Origin of the sequence: Pseudomonas oryzicola (assembly GCF_014269185.2) — a bacterium.
In the GTDB taxonomy this organism is placed as follows: domain Bacteria; phylum Pseudomonadota; class Gammaproteobacteria; order Pseudomonadales; family Pseudomonadaceae; genus Aquipseudomonas; species Aquipseudomonas oryzicola.
Genome location: NZ_JABWRZ020000001.1, coordinates 1,081,172 through 1,098,943 on the forward strand (window position 1 = coordinate 1,081,172; position 17,772 = coordinate 1,098,943).

Here is a 17,772-nt window from a genome sequence, read left to right on the forward strand (position 1 = left end):
CTAATCGCCGGTGCAGGCAGTAAAGGGCTATCAGCCCTTCCACACCTGCGGGTTCACCAGGTCTCGCGGCCGCTCACCCAGCAGCGCCGCGCGCAGGTTGTCGATTGCCCGGTTGGCCATGGCCTCGCGGGTTTCGGCAGTGGCCGAACCGATGTGTGGCAAGGTCAGCGCGTTGGGCAGCCTGAACAACGGCGAATCGCCCAGCGGCTCTTTCTCGTACACGTCCAGGCCCGCACCGCGAATGGTGCCGTTCTGCAGCGCCTCGATCAGCGCCGCTTCGTCCACCACTGGCCCGCGGGCGATGTTGATCAGGAACGCGCTCGGCTTCATCAGTTGCAGCTCGCGGGTGCTGATCAGCTTGCGCGTGGCATCGGACAGCGGCACCACGATGCACACGAAATCCGCTTCGGCCAGCAATTGCTCCAAGCTGCGGAACTGTGCCCCCAGCTCCTGCTCCAGCGCGGCCTTGCGGCTGTTGCCGCTGTACAGGATTGGCATGTTGAAACCGAAGTGGCCCCGGCGCGCTACTGCGGCACCAATGTTGCCCAGGCCGACGATGCCCAGGGTCTTGCCATGCACGTCGCTGCCGAAGTGGGCCGGGCCCACGGTGGCCTGCCAGTTGCCGGCCTTGGTCCAGGCATCCAGCTCGGCGGTGCGACGGGCACAGCCCATGATCAGCGAGAAACCCAGGTCGGCGGTGCTTTCGGTCAGCACATCCGGGGTGTTGGTCAGGGCGATGCCACGTTCGTTGAGGTAGTCCAGGTCATAGTTGTCGTAGCCGACCGAAACGCTGGACACCACCTCCAGCCTGGCCGCGCCTTCGAGCTGTGCCCGGCCCAGCTTGCGGCCGACGCCGATCAGGCCGTGGGCCTCGGGCAGGGCTTCGTTGAACTGGGCGTTGATGTCGCCCAGCTTGGGGTTGGGCAGGATCACGTTGAAATCTTGCTGCAGGCGCTCGGCCATGGCCGGGGTGATACGGCTGAAGGCCAGGACGGTCTTTTTCATCGGGCTACTTCTCTGCAAGGCGGGGGCGGTGGGGCGTCTTCGCGGACATTGGTTAGCAACCTACCATTGTCCGCCCCCGCAATGCAGCAGCTTTTTCAATTGGCGATCTGCACCTGATGGGTTTTCAGGTCCGCCTCGTGCGCTGCGAGAATCTCCGGCAGCGAATTGCGCAGGTACTCGACCCAGGTCTTGATCTTGGCGTCCAGGTACTGCCGCGACGGGTAGATCGCATACAGGTTCAGCTCCTGCAGGCGGTACTCGGGCAGCACCCGTACCAGGCTGCCGTCACGCAGGCCGTCGATGGCCGAATAGATCGGCAGCACGCCCACCCCCATGCCGCTGCGAATCGCGGTCTTCATGGCATCGGCGGTGTTCACCATGAACGGCGAGCTGGTGATGTTGACCATCTCCTGGCCTTCCGGGCCGTCGAACAGCCACTTTTCCAGCGGGATCACCGGGCTGACCATGCGCAGGCAGGCGTGCTTGAGCAGGTCGGCGGGCTTGTGCGGCACGCCCTGGCGGGCAAGGTAGGCGGGCGAGGCGCAGACGATGCTGTAGGTGATGCCCAGGCGCTGGGACACGAACCCCGAGTCGGGCAGTTCGGTGGCCAGCACGATGGACACGTCATAACCCTCGTCGAGCAGGTCGGGCACGCGGTTGGCCATGGTCAGGTCGAAGGTCACGTCCGGGTGCGATTCGCGGTAGCGGGCGATGGCATCGACCACGAAATGCTGGCCGACCCCGGTCATCGAATGCACCTTCAATTGCCCGGCGGGGCGCGCATGGGCGTCGCTGGCCTCGGCCTCGGCTTCTTCCACGTAGGTAAGAATCTGTTCGCAACGCATCAGGTAGCGCTTGCCGGCTTCGGTCAGCGCAATGCGGCGGGTCGTGCGGTTGAGCAGCCTTGTTTGCAGATGGGCTTCCAGGTTGGAGACTGCCCGCGACACGTTCGCGGTGGTCGTATCCAGCTGCCCGGCGGCAGCGGTAAAGCTGCCCAGTTGGGCTACGCAACTGAAAGCACGCATGTTTTGCAGGGTGTCCATGGGTCACTCTCGATCTAGAGGACAAAATTGTGTCACGAAGTAACGAAAAAAAGATGAAAAGTTGCCTTCGACCAAAGGCGGATTATCGCTGTTTCGGTAACAAAGATTCGCAGGAATCCACGCTTATCGCCAGTGCTGGCGCCCCCTAGAATTGCCCGGCCCTATCACTTCTTCCTCGGGAAATCGCAGCTGTGCCGCGTCGCATCATCAGAACGCTCAATGCGTTCAGTGCCTGTGCCCTTGCCCTCACCTTGAGCGGCTGTATCGGAACCTGGGGCATAGCCCCGCAAAGCAAGACGCTGCAAGCCAACACCCTGACCACCGACGCGGCCATACGCGAAGCCGCGAGCGACGCCCACTGGCCTGACCAGCAGTGGTGGCATGCCTATGGCGACCCTCAGCTGGACCGCTGGGTTGCCCTGGCCGTTGCCGACAGCCCGAGTTTGGCCATGGCTGCAGCGCGGGTGCGCGAAGCCAAGGCCATGGCTGGCGTGGTCGAGTCGGCAGAGAAGCTCCAGGCCAACGGCCAGGCCACGCTCAAGCGCCACAACTGGCCTGAGGACCAGTTCTACGGCCCTGGTGCGCTGTCCGGGGCCAATACCTGGGACAACAACGCCGCCATCGGCTTCAGCTATGCCCTCGACCTCTGGGGCCGCGAACGCAATGCCAGCGAGCAGGCCGTGGACCAGGCGCACGTGAGTGTGGCCGAAGCCCGCCAGGCGCAGCTGGAGCTGCAGAACAACGTGGTGCGCGCCTATATCCAGTTGAGCCTGCACTTCGCCCAGCGCGATATCGTCAAGGCCGAACTGCAACAGCAGGAGCAGATCCTGGCCCTGGCCAAGCGCCGCCTGGATGCCGGCATCGGCACTCACTTCGAAGTCAGCCAGGCCGAAGCGCCGCTGCCGGAAACCCACCGCCAGCTGGACAGCCTCAATGAAGACATTGCCCTGACCCGTAACCAGCTGGCCGCCCTGGCCGGCAAGGGCCCGGGGGAGGGTGCGCAATTGCAGCGCCCGACCCTGGCCTTGGCCGCGCCACTGAAACTGCCGTCGAACCTGCCGGCCGAGCTGGTCGGTCAGCGCCCCGACGTGGTCGCCAGCCGGTGGCAGGTGGCCGCCCAGGCGCGTGGTATCGATGTCGCCCACGCCGGCTTCTTCCCCAATGTCGACCTGGTCGGCAGCCTGGGCTTCATGGCCACTGGCGGTGGCCCACTGGAGTTCCTGACCGGGCGCAAGTTCAACTACAACGTCGGCCCGGCCATCAGCCTGCCGATCTTCGACGGCGGCCGCCTGCGTTCGCAGTTGGGCGTGGCCTCGGCGGGCTATGATGTGGCCGTGGCGCGCTACAACCAGACCGTGGTGGGTGCGCTGAGGAACATCTCCGACCAGCTGATTAGACGCGAGTCGATGCAGGAGCAGTCGCACTTCGCCGCCGAGTCGGTCGCTGCCGCGCAAAAAACCTACGACATCGCCATGGTCGCCTTCCAGCGCGGGCTCACCGACTACCTCAACGTGCTCAACGCACAAACCTTGCTGTTCCGCCAGCAGCAGATGCAGCAGCAGGTGCAGGCCGCCCGCCTGATCGCTCATGCCGAGTTGGTCACCGCCTTGGGTGGTGGCCTGCAGGCTGGCCAGGACGTGCCGCAGGAAGAGCGCCAGGCGGCACCGAAAACCCCGGCCACCCTGGCCATTTTCGACCAGCAGCCGGATAACGCCGAATGAGCACTTCGAGTTTGCCCGTGCGCTGGCTGCAGAGCCTGGAATGGCGCCGGGGCTTCTTTGCCTGGGCGCGCACCGACGGTGTGACCTGGGTGTACATCTTCAAGGTGCTGACCGCTGCGTTCATTACCTTGTGGCTGGCCATGCGCCTGGAACTGCCGCAACCGCGCACGGCGATGATCACCGTGTTCATCGTGATGCAGCCGCAAAGCGGGCATGTATTCGCCAAGAGCTTCTACCGGGTGCTGGGCACTTTGGCCGGTTCGGCGATGATGGTGGCGCTGATCGCCATCTTTCCGCAAAACACCGAGCTGTTCCTGCCCAGCCTGGCCCTGTGGGTAGGCCTGTGCTCGGCCGGTGCCATGCGCTATCGCACCTTCCGCGCCTATGGTTTCGTTCTGGCCGGCTACACCGCAGCGATGATCGGCCTGCCGGTGCTGCAACACCCTGACCAGGCATTCATGGCAGCGGTATGGCGGGTGCTGGAAATCGCCCTGGGCATCCTGGTGTCGACCTTCGTCAGCGCGGCAATCCTGCCGCAGTCGGCCAGTGCCGCCATGCGCAACGCCCTGTACCAGCGCTTTGGCGTATTCGCCGGAGTAGTGGTCGAGGCCTTGCGCGGTGACAGTCAGCGGGACCGCTTCGAGAGCAGCAACGTGCGCTTCGTCGCCGAGGCAGTGGGCCTTGAGAGCCTGCGCAACGTCACCGCATTCGAAGACCCGCACATGCGCCGACGCTCTGGCCGGCTGGTGCGCATGAACAGCGAGTTCATGGCCATCACCACCCGCTTCAATGCCCTGCACCGGTTGCTGGAGCGCCTGCGTGCGCGTGGCCCGCTGCAGATCGTCAGCGCCATCGAGCCAGGCCTGAACACCTTGGTGGAGTTGCTGCAACCTTACGTCGGCCGGGCGCTGACCGATGCCGACGCGTTGCGCCTGACCCTGGAGCTGGCGGCTTACAAGGAAGGCCTGCAGGCGCAGGTGCGCAGCCTGCGTGCCGAGTACCTGACGACCGAGCCGAGCGAGGCCGACCTGCTCGATTTCCACACGGCCTTCGAGCTGCTCTACCGCTTCGTCGACGAGATGTACAGTTACGCCGAGACGCACGCCTCGCTGGCCGCGCACCGCCATGAACGCGAACAATGGGACGAGCCCTATGTGGCGCAGACCAGCTGGCTGGTGTCGTTGGCCGCTGGCCTGCGGGCCTCGGCGGTGCTGTTGCTGCTGGGCAGTTACTGGCTGCTCAGCGACTGGCCCAGCGGTGCCATGATGACCCTGATCGCCACGGTCACCGTCGGCCTGTCGGCGGCTTCGCCCAACCCCAAGCGCATGTCGTTCCAGATGGCCTGCGGTACGGCGATTGGCGCCTTCGTCGGCTTCTTCGAAACCTTCTTCGTGTTCCCCTGGATCGACGGTTTCCCACTGTTGTGCATGGTGTTGGCGCCGGTATTCGTGCTGGGCGCCTTCCTCTCGTCACGCCCGGCCTACGCCGGCTATGGCATCGGCCTGCTGGTGTTCTTCGCCATCGGCTCGGTGCCGAACAACCTGACCGTGTATGACCCGTACAGCTTCATCAACGATTACATCGGCATGGTCATCGGCATGTTCGTCTGCGCTGCGGCCGGGGCGATCATCCTGCCGCCCAACAGCCGCTGGCTGTGGAGCCGCCTGGAGCAGGAACTGCGCGAGCAGGTGCTGTTCGCCATCAGCGGTCGCCTGCGCGGCCTGGGCTCGGCCTTCGAAAGCCGCACCCGCGACCTGCTGCACCAGGCCTATGGCCTGGCTGCTGGCAAGCCGCAGGTACAAAGCCAGCTGATGGGCTGGATGTTCACCGTGCTGGAAATCGGCCACGCAGTCATCGAACTGCGCAAGGAGCAGGCCCGCGCGCCGGTGCATCCGGCCTACGCCGAGTCGCAACCCTGGCGTCAGGCCATCCGGGTCATGGGCCGCGCCCTGGCACGGCTGTTCCTGCAGCCAAGCGCCAGCAACCACGAACGCGCCCTGGTGGCGGTGGACCACGCCATTGCCCGGGTGCAGGCCACCGACGAGCCGTTCGCCCGGCACTTCGATACCTCGGTGCTGCGCCGCGCGCAAAGCTACCTGCACTTCATCCGTTCTTCCCTGCTCGACCCACAGTCGCCACTGGCACCGGCGAAAGGACTGCACCGTGCTCCGTGAAATCATGCCCCGCGAAATCGCCTTCCATGGCGTGTACATGCCCACCATGACCTTGATGTTCCTGTTCGCCCTGGGCCTGGCCTGGGGCCTGGACCGGTTCATCGCCAGCCATGATGGCTACCGCTTCTTCTGGCACCCGGCGCTGTTGCGCCTGAGCCTGTTCGTCTGCCTGTTCGGCGCCTTGGCGCTGTCGCTCTACTGGTGAGAAACCTTCGATGAAAAAGTTCTTCAGCCTGATCGCCACACTGCTGGTGCTGACCGCTGCCGTGGTGATCGGTCGCCAGTTGTGGCTGCATTACATGACCACGCCATGGACCCGTGACGGCCGCGTGCGCGCCGATATCATCAATGTCGCTGCCGACGTGCCCGGCTATGTGGTGGACGTGCCGGTCAAGGACAACCAGCGGGTCAAGAAGGGCGACCTGCTGATCCAGATCGACCCCGAGCATTACCAGCTGGCGGTCGACCAGGCCAAGGCCCTGGTCGCTTCGCGCAAGGCCACCTGGGAGATGCGCAAGGTCAACGCCAAGCGCCGTGCCGACATGGACAACCTGGTGATCTCCAGGGAAAACCGCGACGACGCCAGCAACATCGCCAACGCGGCCCAGGCCGATTACCAGCAAGCCCTTGCCGAGCTGGCAGCAGCCGAACTGAACCTGAAGCGCACGCAGATCGTGGCCACGGTGGACGGCTATGTGACCAACCTGAATATCCACAAGGGTGACTATGCGCGCACCGGCGAAGCGGTGATGGCGGTGGTCGACGAGCACTCGTTCTGGGTGTACGGGTTCTTCGAAGAGACCAAGCTGCCGCATGTGCAGGTGGGTGACCAGGCCGAGCTGCAGATGATGAGCGGCGAGCGCATCAAGGGCCATGTGGAGAGCATCGCCCGTGGCATCTACGACCGTGACAACCCGCAAAGCCGCGAGCTGATCGCCGATGTGAACCCGACCTTCAACTGGGTGCGCCTGGCGCAGCGGGTGCCGGTGCGTATTCACATCGATGAGGTGCCGGAAGGGTTCCTGCTGGCGGCGGGGACGACCTGTACGGTGGTGGTGAAGCCGGGTTCGCCTTGAGTGGTGTGGCGTCTGTGAGATCGAGCGCCGCCCGCGCGGCGCTCGATCTCACAGGCGATACACTTCTCAAGTCATACCCCCGCAGCCCCCACCAACACCGGCACCTCAACCCGGTCAATCACCTTCGCGCTGATCGACGGATCCAGCAACCGCCCCAGCCGCGACAGGTGGCGGTGGCCCATGATGATCAGCTCGCAGTTCAGTTTCTGTGCCTTGCTGACAATTGCCTCGACCGGTTGCCCGGCAACCACGCAGCCCTGGCTGTCGAAGCCGGCCTGTTGCAATAGCGCCACCGCTTCGGCCACGGCGCGCTCACCCAGGCGTTGTTCCTCGCAGGCGGCGGGGTATTCCTCCAGTTCCTCGGTGGTGTAAGGCGCGGGTTGGTCGTGCACGGCGAAAGTCGAGTCGATGGCCAGCAGCACGTGCAATTCATGATCGCCAGGGTGGCAATAGCGACGGGCGAGGGTGAGCAGGGCGGTGGAGGCGGGGGAGGCATCGATGGCGATCAGGACGGGGCTGGGCATGCGGGATCCTTGGCTGAGGCTGGCTGATGTGCCAATGCCTCATTTATGGCCGAACACAGCCAGCTAATAAATGCCCCGCCACGCACGAGCGCATTGCGCCTGGTGCAATCCGCCAACCTGCTACCATCGCCATTCCCACAGCTGTCACGGAAAACGGCCATGCAACTCCCGGACATGAACCTGCTCGTCGCCCTCGATGCCCTGCTCGATGAAGGCAGCGTGGTCGGCGCGGCGCAGCGCATGAACCTGAGCCCGGCGGCGATGAGCCGGACCTTGGGGCGCATCCGCGATGCCCTGGGCGATCCGGTCCTGGTGCGCGCCGGCCGTGGCCTGGTGCCGACGCCGCGGGCGCTGGCCCTGCGCGAACAGGTGGCAACGCTGGTGGAGCAGGCCGGCGAGGTGTTCCGCAGTGCCGACGAAGTCGACCTGCCCAAGCTCGACCGGGCCTTCAACATCCGCACCAATGACCTGTTCATTGCCTTGTACGGCGCCCAGCTGCTACGGCGCATGCACGAGCAGGCGCCGCGCACGGTGCTGCGTTTCGTGCCGGAAAGCCCCGGCGGTGATGATGACAGTGTGCTGCGCGACGGGCGTACCGACCTGATCATCAGTTCGACCATGGAGCTGGGGCCGGAGATCAAGGTGCAAAGCCTGTTCCAGACCTACTATGTGGGCCTGGCCAGGCGCGACCACCCGATTTTCCAGCAGCCGATAACGCCCACCAGTTTCGCCAGTTATCCACAGATCAGCGTATCTCGCCGTGGTCGGGCCAACGGGCCGATCGATGTCGAGCTGGCCAACTGCAAGGTACAGCGGCGGGTGGCGTTGATTACCCCAAGCTTTCACTCGGCGCTGTTCTCGCTGCCGGATTCCGACCTGATCCTGCCGATGCCGGCGAATATTCTCAACAGCGTGCACAAGCTTGGGCTACCGCTGCGTTCATTCGAGATCCCGGTGCCGTTGGAGCGGGTGACCGTGCTGCAGGCATGGCATCCCCGCTTCCACAATGACCCGGCGCATCGCTGGTTGCGGCAGATCTTGAAGGCTTGCTGCAGTGTCGACCCTTGATCGCGGGTTGGCTGCTTCGCCGGCATACCCGGGAAGCAGTGCTGATGTGGATTGCGCCTGACGCAACTTAAACCTACCGAGAAGTCAGTTTTCGTCAGCATTCGACCTTCTTAGACTTGCTCCAGTCGCAAATTTGTTGCCGGAGATGTCTGCCCATGAGTTCCCTGTCCGCCCCATCTGCCGCGCTCGCCGCGCCTGCGCCGGCAGCCCCTGCGCAGGCCGCGTTCGGCCTGCAGGTAGTGGTCGGGCTGTTCGGCGTATTGCTGGCCGTGTTGTGCGCAGGGCTCAACGAATCGGTGACCAAGATCTCCCTGGCCGATATCCGCGGCGCCATGGGTATCGGTGCCGACGAAGGCGCCTGGCTGCTGGCGGTGTACAGCGCTGCCTCGGTGTCGGCCATGGCCTTCGCGCCCTGGCTGGCCACCACCTTCTCGTTACGGCGTTTCACCCTGTGCGCCATTGGCTTGTTCGCGTTGCTCGGCCTGCTGCAACCGTTCGCCCCCAACCTGCACAGCCTGATGCTGCTGCGTGTGCTCCAGGGCTTCGCCTCGGGCGCGCTGCCGCCAATGCTGATGAGCGTGGCCCTGCGCTTCCTGCCGCCGGGCATCAAGGTCTATGGCCTGGCCTGCTACGCGCTCACCGCCACCTTTGGGCCCAACCTCGGCACGCCGCTGGCGGGGCTGTGGACCGAATACGTCGGCTGGCGCTGGGCGTTCTGGCAGATCATCCTGCCCTCGGCACTGGCCATGGCCTGTGTCGGCTGGGGCCTGCCGCAGGACCCGCTACGCCTGGAGCGCTTCCGGCAGTTCGACTGGCGTGGCGTGCTGCTCGGCCTGCCTGCCATCAGCTGTATCGTGCTGGGCTTGTCGCTGGGCGACCGCTGGGGCTGGTTCGATTCGCCGCTGATCTGCTGGCTGCTTGGCGGTGGCCTGCTGTTGCTGGTGCTGTTCATGTACAACGAATGGTCCGAGCCGCTGCCGTTCTTCCAGCTGCGCATGCTGTCGCGGCGCAACCTGAGTTTCGCCCTGGTCACCCTGGCCGGGGTGCTGATCGTGCTCTCGGGCGTGGGTAGCATTCCCTCGGCCTACCTCGCGCAGCTCCAGGGCTATCGCCCGGCGCAGACCAGCCCGCTGATGCTGCTGGTGGCAATGCCGCAACTGCTAGCTCTGCCACTGACGGCGGCGCTGTGCAACATCCGCGCAGTGGACTGCCGCTGGGTACTGGGCGCCGGCCTGGCGTTGCTGGCGGTGTCCTGCATCGGCAGCAGCCTGCTCACCGCCGAATGGATCCGTGGCGACTTCTATCCGTTCTACCTGCTGCAGGTGTTTGGCCAACCGATGGCCGTGCTGCCGCTACTGATGCTGTCCACCAACGGCATGACCCCGCAGGAAGGCCCATTCGCTTCCAGCTGGTTCAACACCGTGAAGGGCCTGGCAGCGGTGATCGCCGGTGGCCTGCTGGACGCCCTGGGCACTGTGCGTCGGCACTTCCATTCCAATCACCTGGTGGACAGCCTGGGTAACGCTCCGCTGGTCGACGATCACGCCGTGGGCCTGGCCAAGCGTATCCATGAACAGGCGTTGGTGCTGACCTCGGCCGACCTCTACCTGGTCATGGCCGGCATTGCCATGGCCTTGATCTGCCTGATTCCTTTCGTGCCTACCCGGGTCTACCCACCGCGCGCGGTGGCTTGAACCCAGGGTGAATTCGAGAACCACTGAAATGACCAACAACCGCAAAACCCTGATCATCGGCTCGGTGCTTGCCGTGGCCGTCCTGGCCGGCATCGTCGGCCCCTGGCTGCTCGGCAGCGACCACCGCCAGAGCACCAACGATGCCTATGTGGTCGCTGACTACACCGTGGTCGCGCCGAAGGTCGCCGGCTTCATCAAGGAGGTGCTGGTAGAAGACAACCAGCAGGTCAAGGCCGGCCAGTTGCTGGCGACCATCGATGCCCGTGACTACCAGGCCGCGCTGGCTGCCGCGCAGGCGCAGCTGTTGGTGGCCAAGGCGCAGAGCGCCGATGCCAGGGCCACCCTCGAACGCCAGGCCGCACTGATTGCCCAGGCCGAGGCCGAGGTGAAAGCCGCCCAGGCCGAAGCTGCATTCGCCGACCATGAAGTGCACCGCTACAGCCGCCTGGCCGAGCAGGGCGCCGGTACCGTGCAGAATGCCCAGCAGGCGCGCAGCAGGGTCGACCAGGCGCGCGCACGCCTGGCCAATGCCCAGGCGGCGTTGGTGGCAGCGCGCAAACAGGTGGATATCCTCAGCGCCCAGGTGGCCAGTGCCGATGGCCAGCTCAAGCGCGCCGAGGCTGGGCTGGAAAAGGCCCAGCTCGACTTGTCCTACACCCGCATCACGGCACCGGTGGACGGCATGGTCGGCGAGCGCGCCTTGCGCGTCGGCGCCTACGTCAACCCGGGCACCCGCCTGCTGTCGGTGGTGCCGTTGCAGCAGGCCTACGTGGTCGGCAACTTCCAGGAAACCCAGCTGACCCACGTGCAGCCCGGCCAGGCGGTGAGTATCAGCGTCGATACCTTCGCTGGCGAACGGCTGCAGGGCCATGTGGAAAGCATCGCTCCGGCCACTGGCGTGACCTTCGCTGCGGTCAAGCCGGACAACGCTACCGGCAACTTCACCAAGGTGGTGCAGCGCATACCGGTGAAGATCGTCTTCGATGACGGCCAGCCGCTGCTTGCCCGCCTGCGCGTCGGCATGTCGGTGGAAGCGACCATCGACACCCGTGGCGACAAGCTGGACGGCAAAGAGGTAAGCGCACGATGAAGCCGGCATTGCTCCTGGGCCCGTTGCTGCTGGCCGTACTGATGGCTGGCTGCACCCTCGGCCCGGACTTCCAGCGGCCTGACAGCCAGGCACCGCAACAGTGGGCGCCGCTGCAAGGCGAAGCGGCGGCCAGCCAGCCGCAGGCCGAACCGCTGGAACTGCGCTGGTGGGAGAGCTTCCATGATGCCCGCCTTAGTGCCTTGATCCGGCGTGTTGCCGAGCGCAACCTCGACCTGCAGATGGCCAGCGCCCGCCTGCTGCAAAGCCGCGCCCTGCGCAGTACCGTGGCTGCCGCTGAAGCACCGTCGGTGGACATGAACGCCGGCTACAGCCGCGCGCGTAACAGTGCCGAAGGCTTGAGTGACCCGTCCGGCAAGGCGGGCAAGGAAGCCTTCAATCTCTGGCAGGGCGACCTGCTGGCCGGATGGGAGCTGGACCTGTGGGGGCGCGTGCGGCGCCAGGTCGAGGCTGCCGATGCCACGGTCGAAGTGGCCGAGAACGATCGCCGCGGCGTGCTGCTGGCATTGCTTTCGGAAACCGCCGGTAACTACATCCAGCTGCGCGCCGTGCAGCACACCATCGATGTGACCCGCGACAACCTCAAGGTCGCCCGGCACAGCCTGGAATTGTCCGAAAACCGCCAGGCCGAAGGTGTCGCCACACGCCTGGATGTCGCCCAGGCCAGTGCCCAGGTCGCCTCGATCGAGTCGCGCCTGCCCAGCCTGGAAGCGCGGCGCGATGACCTGGTCAACGCCCTCAGCCTGCTCGCCGCCGAACCGCCGCGCAGCCTCCAGGCCGAGTTGCTGCAGGGTGGCGAGCTGCCTGCGCCGCAGCAGAAGTTCGCCATTGGCTTGCCATCCGAACTGGCCGAACGCCGCCCGGACATTCGCCAGGCCGAGGCCCGCCTGCACGCCGCCACCGCCAGCATTGGCGTGGCCAACGCCGACTTCTACCCCAGCATCCGGCTGTCGGGCAGTGTCGGGTTCCAGGCCATGCAGCTGTCCGATTTCGGCGCCTGGGATTCGCGCCGTTTCGCCTTCGGGCCACAGCTGTCGCTGCCGATCTTCGAGGGTGGCCGGCTCAAGGGCACCCTCGAACTGCGCGAGGCACAGCAGCAGGAAGCGGCGCTGAACTATCGCAAGGTGGTGCTGGGCGCCTGGCATGAAATCGACGATGTGCTACGCCTGTACAACGCCAGCCAGCTGCGCCGCGATCATTTGGCCGAGGCGGTGCGGCAGAACCGTATCGCCCTGGAGACTGCCCAGCGTCAGTATGTGGAAGGGGCGGTGGACTTTCTCAATGTGCTGACGGTGCAGAGTGCGTTGCTGGCCAGCGAGGAGCAGTGGATCGACAGTTCGGCGGCGGTGTCGCAGGCATTGGTGGGGCTGTACAAGGCCCTGGGTGGTGGCTGGCAGGCGTTCGATGCGCAGCCGGTGAAGAAAGCATAGCGAGAGGGGCCGCCCTGCGGCCGATCGTGGGCGCGCCGGTGAACAGGTCGGCACCAGGGCGGAAAATTCACAGCGGGCGCAACAGGCCAAAGCGCTTGCGCAGCGCCCGATCCAGTAGCCGCCGTGGCAGCAGCCGGGCCATCAGCGGCAACGCCGTGCTGCCATTGCCCAGGCGCACCATTGCCGGCACCGGCGACTTGCCGACTGCTGCCAATACGCCTTGGGCAAACACCGCCGCCGAAGTGGGTTTATCCTGCGATGCACGCGCCCGTGCCTGCACCTGCTCACGCAATGGCCACCATGCCGAGTCCGCTGCCAGTACCTGCTCGGCCTGGCGTTGGGCATTGCTGGCGAACTGCGAGGCAATCGCCCCCGGTTGCACTTCCATCACCTGTACGCCGAACGGTGCCAGCTCCAGGCGCAAGGCATCGCTCAGCGCATGCACGGCGGCTTTCGAGGCGCAGTAAGCACCGGCGAAGGGGGTTACCAGCACGCCGGAAACGCTGCCGATGTTCACCACCAGGCCACGTGTACGGCGCAGCAGCGGGAACAGGGCGCGAGTGACGCCGACCACGGCGAAGACGTTGGTTTCGAACTGCTGGCGCAGGGCCTCCACGCCGCCATCGAGCAATGGGCCCATGGCACCGTATCCGGCGTTATTGATCAGGATGTCGAGGGTTTCCAGCTCTTCGGCCAGGCGGGCCAGGGCTTTGCTGTCGTTAACGTCCAGTTGCCGGGCGGTGAAACCTGCGGCGTTCAGTTGCGCGACATCCTCGGGCTTGCGGGCGGTGGCCCAGACGTGATGGCCGGCATCGCGGAAGGCGTCGGCCAGGGCGCGGCCGATGCCGCTAGAACAACCGGTGATCAGTACGGTGGGCATGGTTGGGGCCTGTAGTCAGGGGAATGTATTTTGGCTGTGCCGGCCTCTTCGCGGGTGAACCCGCTCCCACAGGTACAGCGCTTTTCTCAGGAGTGGCGCTATCGCTGTGAATCAATTGGCAAATGTACCTTGCAGATGCTCTGCACGGAATTCCAGGGTCTGCGGCCGGTACCCTGAGCGCAGTGGCGGCAGTGGCAGGCAGTCTTTCCATTCTGCCCCCGGTTGCAGCTCGCCCGGCCCACGATAGCGCGGGGCGTTGTAGGTGTTCTCGGCCAGGTTCACGGTATCGCCCGGCGCATACGCCGCCACGCGCCAGCGCAGTTCGGTCAACGGCACGTCGTTGCCGTTCTTCATGTGTACCTGCAGGGCACGGTCGGCGGGGCAATGTTCGGGGGCGTAGGCCAGGCGCAGGTCCAGGCGGGCCAACCGCGAAGTTTCGCGGGCGTCCTGCCAGACGACGAACAGGGCAACCAGGCCCAGGCCGCACACGGCCGCCAGCGAGATCGGCAGGGCCTTGGCCGGGTAGCGCAACAGCAGCACCAGCCAGGTGAGAATGAGGAAGGCGCCAATGATCATGATGGGCTGATTCCGACCGGGGATTCGGACATCTTGGAGCGCCAAGCGCCAAGCGCCAAGCGGCAAGCTGCAAGCCACAAGAAAAAAGCGGGGCGGTGGTGAACCCGCGCTTGCAGATTCACCTCCGTCCCGCTTTTTCTTGCAGCTTGCAGTTTTACTGCGCGATGGTCTTCACCGAAACGCCACGCTCGATCGGCGTGGATGTACGGCCATACACGTCCTCGAAGCGCTCGATGTCGTCCTCACCCAGGTAGCTGCCGGATTGCACCTCGATGATCTCCAGCGGGATCTTGCCCGGGTTGCGCAGGCGGTGCACCGAGGCGATCGGGATGTAGGTCGACTGGTTCTCGGTCAGCAGGAACACGTTCTCGTCACAGGTCACCTCGGCAGTACCGGACACCACGATCCAGTGCTCGGCACGGTGATGGTGCATCTGCAGCGAAAGGCTGGCGCCCGGCTTGACGGTAATGTGCTTGACCTGGAAGCGGCCGCCCATGTCCACCGAATCGTACGAGCCCCACGGGCGGTACACTTCCAGGTGGTTCTGGGTTTCGCTGCGGCCCTGCTCGTCGAGGGTCTTGACCATCTGCTTGACGCCCTGGACCTTGTCCTTGTGGGCAATCATCATGGCGTCCTTGGTTTCTACCACCACGATGTTCTCCAGGCCGATCACCGACACCAGCTTGCCGTTGCCGTGGATCATGCAGTTGTGGCTGTCCTGCACCACCACATCGCCCTTGGTGACGTTGCCGTTGTCGTCCTTCTCGTGCACTTCCCACAGTGACGACCAGCAGCCCACGTCGCTCCAGCCGGCCGACATCGGCACCACGCAGGCGCGCTGGGTCTTTTCCATCACCGCATAGTCGATGGAGTTGTCCGGGCAGCAGGCGAAGGTGGCTTCATCGATGGTCAGCACATCGCCGTCTTCACGGCTGCGCTCCAGGGCCAGTACGCAGGTGTCGTAGATGTCGCCGTCGTGCTTCTTCAGTTCTTCGAGGAAGCGGCTGGCACGGAACAGGAACATGCCGCTGTTCCAGAAGTAACCACCGGCCTGGACGAATTCGGCAGCGCGTTTTTCGTCGGGCTTCTCGACGAACTGCGCCACACGGGCCACGCCTTCCGGCAGCAGGGCGTCCTGGCTGGAGCGGATGTAGCCATAGCCGGTCTCCGGTTTGGTCGCCGGTACGCCGAACAGCACCATCTCGCCACGCTCGGCGGCCACGGTGGCCAGGGCCAGGGCGCGTTGCAGGGCCTTCTGATCATCGATCACATGGTCGGCCGGCAGCACCAGCATCAGTTCGTCGCGGCCTTCGTTGACCAGCTTCATGGCAGCCATGGCCACCGCCGGGGCAGTGTTACGGCCGAACGGCTCCATCAGGATGCCTTGGGTTTCCAGCTTCAGCGCGGCCAGTTGTTCCTGGACGATGAACTTGTGGTCCTTGTTGCAGACCACGATCGGGGTGTCCATGCCTTCGAACACCAGGCGTTCCAGGGTTTGCTGGAACAGGGTGTGTTCACCGGTCAGGGCCAGGAACTGCTTGGGGAACTGCTTGCGCGACAGAGGCCACAGACGCGAACCGCTACCACCAGAAAGAATTACCGGGATCATCATGTTTCTCCAATAGTCGTTTAGAGGCAGGGAAATCAGTTGCTAGCCACGGGGCGAGTTACCCACACCGGCGACAAGGCGTTGCCGGAACCCGTTACGTACAGCACTGCGGCTTCGCCGCGCTCCAGGGCGACGGGTTTGACGTCACCCACTTTCTTGTCTCCTTGGTACAGCGCCAGGTTGACCTTGACCGGGTTGATTTCACGTTCGCCACGGCCGTTGGCGGCCACCGGCTTGACCACTTCGGTCTTGCCGTCGGCAGTCTTCAGGGTCAGTTGCTGGTCGCTCAGGTTCTGCACGCGAACCAGGGCTTTCTGCTTGTTCTTGAACGGCGGCTCTTCGATCAGCTTCGGGCTGCCGTTGGCGCTGTTGACCAGGGTGTAGTACTTGTCCGAGGCCAGCTTGACCGGCACGCTCTTGCCGCCGACCTGGGCGGTGTAGTCACCGCCTGGCAGGAAGCTGAAGTCGCTGCTGGCCTGGGCGCCAACCTGCTTGATCTGGGTATTGCCGACCGAGGCAGCGGTCGGGGTGCTGGTCGCGTTGTACAGGCGCACGAAGGTCGAACCTTTGGGTGCGCTCGGGCCGTACAGCGCGGCGTCGGCGCCGGCGAAGGCCTGCATCGAGGCCAGGGAAAGGCCGGCCGCGAGGGTGAGGGCTTTGGCAATGGAAGTCTTGGTAGTCATTGGCGTGTTCCTCTCTTTCAGTGGTTCGTCCGGGTGGACGACAAGGCCAGGTTTTCTTCGGATTTACGGGAGTTCTTCAGCTGCGCGATCCACTGCGGGTCGAAGCTGCTGAGGTCGTTCTTCATTGGCAGATAACGTTCGGGGAATTCCCACACCACCACTTGCGGTGCGGCGTTCTTGAAGGCATCGCTTTGCAGGTACTTGAGCATCGGCAGCAGCGGGCCGTGGCCGTCTTCGGCGTAGTTGGCCACGTCGCTGCGCAGGGCCTGCTGCAGCGCACCGAGGAAGTTCCAGTGCGGGTTGGCGCTGTAGCTGGTGCCTACCAGGGCCACCGGAATCTGCTTGTCGGCGAACAGCGCGTCACCGGCTTCACCCTCGGCCTCGACCGGGCGGGTGGTGCGCTTCTGCAGGTTGTCCGGGGCCGGCAGCAAATTGCTGAACAGCGGGTCCAGTGGCAGGAAGTTGGTCAGGTCGCCCTTGTACGGCGCGGTGCTGCCGGCTTCGGTGATGAACGTCTGTGGGTCACCATTGAGCAGGCTTTGCCGGCTGACGGCTTCGGCCAGTGCCTGCGCCGCCACTTCGGCGCCCATCGGCGTCCAGTGGGTGTCGGTGCGCAGGAACACCTGACCGCGGGCCTTGGCCTGCTCCAGCGGTGCCATCAGGTCCGGGGCGAACACGTTGGCCTGGCGTGCCTGGGCATGGAACTGGTTGTACAGGTCGTCATGCAGGCTGGTCGGCAGTTCCTTGCCCAGGTATTCGGCGTATACCCGTGCCTTGGCCGGCACGATCGCCAGCACCAGCTGGCTGCCGTGCTGCTGCAGGGTGTCGCGCACTCCGCGGATCAGCGCCAGGTTTTCTGCCATCAGCTGCTCGGCCCCGGCGGTGGGCTTGAATTCTTCGTCGCTGAACAGCCACTGGTCGCGGCCCAGTACCACGCCGGGGCGGCCTTCATTGAACAGCTTGAAATCCATCGCCGCCCACAGGTTGGTGCCCAACCGCTTGATCGGGAAGTGCTCGTCGTAGTGGGTCTCGGCGGCCTTGGCCAGTTTGCCGTTGAGCAGGGTCATCTGCTCGGTGCGCTGGAAGCTTTGCAGGCCACCGGTCGACCACACGCCCATGCCCACCAGCAGGCCGAGGAACGACAGTGAATAGGTGATGCGTAAGGTGCGAGTCATGTCATC

Annotated in this window: 16 protein-coding genes; 8 read left to right on the forward strand and 8 right to left on the reverse strand. The window is 65.0% G+C overall.

What is annotated here, in order from left to right; genetic code table 11:
- Window positions 1–30 precede the first annotated feature (30 nt).
- Window positions 31–1,005, reverse strand: coding sequence for a 2-hydroxyacid dehydrogenase (locus HU760_RS04900; protein WP_186675202.1), 975 nt, complete (start codon window positions 1,003–1,005; stop codon window positions 31–33).
- Between the two features lie 95 nt (window positions 1,006–1,100).
- Window positions 1,101–2,048: a LysR family transcriptional regulator gene (locus HU760_RS04905; protein ID WP_186675201.1), complete on the reverse strand. Its 948-nt coding sequence runs from the start codon at window positions 2,046–2,048 to the stop codon at window positions 1,101–1,103.
- Between the two features lie 191 nt (window positions 2,049–2,239).
- Here HU760_RS04905 and HU760_RS04910 point away from each other — a divergent pair, with 191 nt between their 5' ends.
- From HU760_RS04910 to HU760_RS04925, 4 genes are read left to right on the forward strand one after another with little or no spacing between them, the layout of a single operon-like run.
- Window positions 2,240–3,769 carry an efflux transporter outer membrane subunit gene (locus HU760_RS04910; protein WP_186675200.1) on the forward strand — a complete coding sequence of 510 codons (1,530 nt, stop codon included), beginning with the start codon at window positions 2,240–2,242 and terminating at the stop codon, window positions 3,767–3,769.
- Window positions 3,766–5,943 (forward strand): FUSC family protein, encoded by a 2,178-nt coding sequence (locus HU760_RS04915; protein ID WP_186675199.1) that lies wholly within the window; start codon window positions 3,766–3,768, stop codon window positions 5,941–5,943. The genes HU760_RS04910 and HU760_RS04915 overlap by 4 nt, the downstream gene beginning before the upstream one ends.
- 4 nt (window positions 5,944–5,947) lie before the next feature.
- Window positions 5,948–6,148 (forward strand): DUF1656 domain-containing protein, encoded by a 201-nt coding sequence (locus tag HU760_RS04920; RefSeq protein ID WP_008097766.1) that lies wholly within the window; start codon window positions 5,948–5,950, stop codon window positions 6,146–6,148.
- A gap of 10 nt (window positions 6,149–6,158) precedes the next feature.
- Window positions 6,159–7,019 carry an efflux RND transporter periplasmic adaptor subunit gene (locus tag HU760_RS04925; protein WP_186675198.1) on the forward strand — a complete coding sequence of 287 codons (861 nt, stop codon included), beginning with the start codon at window positions 6,159–6,161 and terminating at the stop codon, window positions 7,017–7,019.
- Window positions 7,020–7,090: 71 nt separating this feature from the next.
- Here the strand turns inward: HU760_RS04925 and HU760_RS04930 are convergent, their stop codons facing one another.
- Window positions 7,091–7,543: a universal stress protein gene (locus HU760_RS04930; protein WP_186675197.1), complete on the reverse strand. Its 453-nt coding sequence runs from the start codon at window positions 7,541–7,543 to the stop codon at window positions 7,091–7,093.
- A 159-nt stretch (window positions 7,544–7,702) separates the two neighbouring features.
- Between HU760_RS04930 and HU760_RS04935 the strand changes: the two genes are divergently transcribed.
- From HU760_RS04935 to HU760_RS04950, 4 genes are all read left to right on the forward strand, one after another.
- A complete protein-coding gene (locus HU760_RS04935) occupies window positions 7,703–8,611 on the forward strand; it encodes a LysR family transcriptional regulator (RefSeq protein WP_186675196.1) in 909 nt (302 codons plus the stop codon).
- A gap of 155 nt (window positions 8,612–8,766) precedes the next feature.
- Window positions 8,767–10,305, forward strand: coding sequence for an MFS transporter (locus HU760_RS04940; protein WP_186675195.1), 1,539 nt, complete (start codon window positions 8,767–8,769; stop codon window positions 10,303–10,305).
- Between the two features lie 28 nt (window positions 10,306–10,333).
- The gene (locus HU760_RS04945) at window positions 10,334–11,395 is read left to right on the forward strand and encodes an HlyD family secretion protein (protein ID WP_186675194.1); all 1,062 of its coding nucleotides are present in this window, start codon (window positions 10,334–10,336) and stop codon (window positions 11,393–11,395) included.
- Entirely contained in the window at window positions 11,392–12,843 is a 1,452-nt protein-coding gene (locus HU760_RS04950) for an efflux transporter outer membrane subunit (protein ID WP_186675193.1), read from the forward strand. Before HU760_RS04945 ends, HU760_RS04950 begins: the two co-directional genes overlap by 4 nt.
- A 67-nt stretch (window positions 12,844–12,910) precedes the next feature.
- On the opposite strand, the gene HU760_RS04955 is transcribed toward HU760_RS04950, so the two are convergent.
- The 5 genes from HU760_RS04955 to HU760_RS04975 form a co-directional block, all read right to left on the reverse strand.
- Window positions 12,911–13,723 carry an SDR family oxidoreductase gene (locus HU760_RS04955; protein WP_186675192.1) on the reverse strand — a complete coding sequence of 271 codons (813 nt, stop codon included), beginning with the start codon at window positions 13,721–13,723 and terminating at the stop codon, window positions 12,911–12,913.
- A 111-nt stretch (window positions 13,724–13,834) separates the two neighbouring features.
- Window positions 13,835–14,299 carry a multidrug transporter gene (locus HU760_RS04960; RefSeq protein WP_186675191.1) on the reverse strand — a complete coding sequence of 155 codons (465 nt, stop codon included), beginning with the start codon at window positions 14,297–14,299 and terminating at the stop codon, window positions 13,835–13,837.
- Window positions 14,300–14,453: 154 nt separating this feature from the next.
- Window positions 14,454–15,908, reverse strand: a complete 1,455-nt coding sequence (locus HU760_RS04965; protein WP_170034287.1) for a mannose-1-phosphate guanylyltransferase/mannose-6-phosphate isomerase — start codon at window positions 15,906–15,908, stop codon at window positions 14,454–14,456.
- A 35-nt stretch (window positions 15,909–15,943) separates the two neighbouring features.
- A complete protein-coding gene (locus HU760_RS04970) occupies window positions 15,944–16,591 on the reverse strand; it encodes an alginate O-acetyltransferase AlgF (RefSeq protein ID WP_186675190.1) in 648 nt (215 codons plus the stop codon).
- A gap of 17 nt (window positions 16,592–16,608) precedes the next feature.
- The gene (locus HU760_RS04975; protein ID WP_186675189.1) at window positions 16,609–17,766 is read right to left on the reverse strand and encodes an alginate O-acetyltransferase; all 1,158 of its coding nucleotides are present in this window, start codon (window positions 17,764–17,766) and stop codon (window positions 16,609–16,611) included.
- Window positions 17,767–17,772 lie beyond the last annotated feature (6 nt).

Excerpts from the sequence above, each read along its gene's own strand:
- HU760_RS04905 (WP_186675201.1), bottom strand. The coding sequence starts at position 2,048 with ATGGACACCCTGCAAAACATGCGTGCTTTCAGTTGCGTAGCCCAACTG.
- HU760_RS04935 (WP_186675196.1), top strand. The coding sequence starts at position 7,703 with ATGCAACTCCCGGACATGAACCTGCTCGTCGCCCTCGATGCCCTGCTC.
- HU760_RS04930 (WP_186675197.1), bottom strand. The coding sequence starts at position 7,543 with ATGCCCAGCCCCGTCCTGATCGCCATCGATGCCTCCCCCGCCTCCACC.
- HU760_RS04960 (WP_186675191.1), bottom strand. The coding sequence starts at position 14,299 with ATGATCATTGGCGCCTTCCTCATTCTCACCTGGCTGGTGCTGCTGTTG.
- HU760_RS04965 (WP_170034287.1), bottom strand. The coding sequence starts at position 15,908 with ATGATCCCGGTAATTCTTTCTGGTGGTAGCGGTTCGCGTCTGTGGCCT.
- HU760_RS04940 (WP_186675195.1), top strand. The coding sequence starts at position 8,767 with ATGAGTTCCCTGTCCGCCCCATCTGCCGCGCTCGCCGCGCCTGCGCCG.
- HU760_RS04915 (WP_186675199.1), top strand. The coding sequence starts at position 3,766 with ATGAGCACTTCGAGTTTGCCCGTGCGCTGGCTGCAGAGCCTGGAATGG.
- HU760_RS04950 (WP_186675193.1), top strand. The coding sequence starts at position 11,392 with ATGAAGCCGGCATTGCTCCTGGGCCCGTTGCTGCTGGCCGTACTGATG.
- HU760_RS04945 (WP_186675194.1), top strand. The coding sequence starts at position 10,334 with ATGACCAACAACCGCAAAACCCTGATCATCGGCTCGGTGCTTGCCGTG.
- HU760_RS04920 (WP_008097766.1), top strand. The coding sequence starts at position 5,948 with ATGCCCCGCGAAATCGCCTTCCATGGCGTGTACATGCCCACCATGACC.
- HU760_RS04955 (WP_186675192.1), bottom strand. The coding sequence starts at position 13,723 with ATGCCCACCGTACTGATCACCGGTTGTTCTAGCGGCATCGGCCGCGCC.
- HU760_RS04925 (WP_186675198.1), top strand. The coding sequence starts at position 6,159 with ATGAAAAAGTTCTTCAGCCTGATCGCCACACTGCTGGTGCTGACCGCT.
- HU760_RS04975 (WP_186675189.1), bottom strand. The coding sequence starts at position 17,766 with ATGACTCGCACCTTACGCATCACCTATTCACTGTCGTTCCTCGGCCTG.
- HU760_RS04970 (WP_186675190.1), bottom strand. The coding sequence starts at position 16,591 with ATGACTACCAAGACTTCCATTGCCAAAGCCCTCACCCTCGCGGCCGGC.
- HU760_RS04900 (WP_186675202.1), bottom strand. The coding sequence starts at position 1,005 with ATGAAAAAGACCGTCCTGGCCTTCAGCCGTATCACCCCGGCCATGGCC.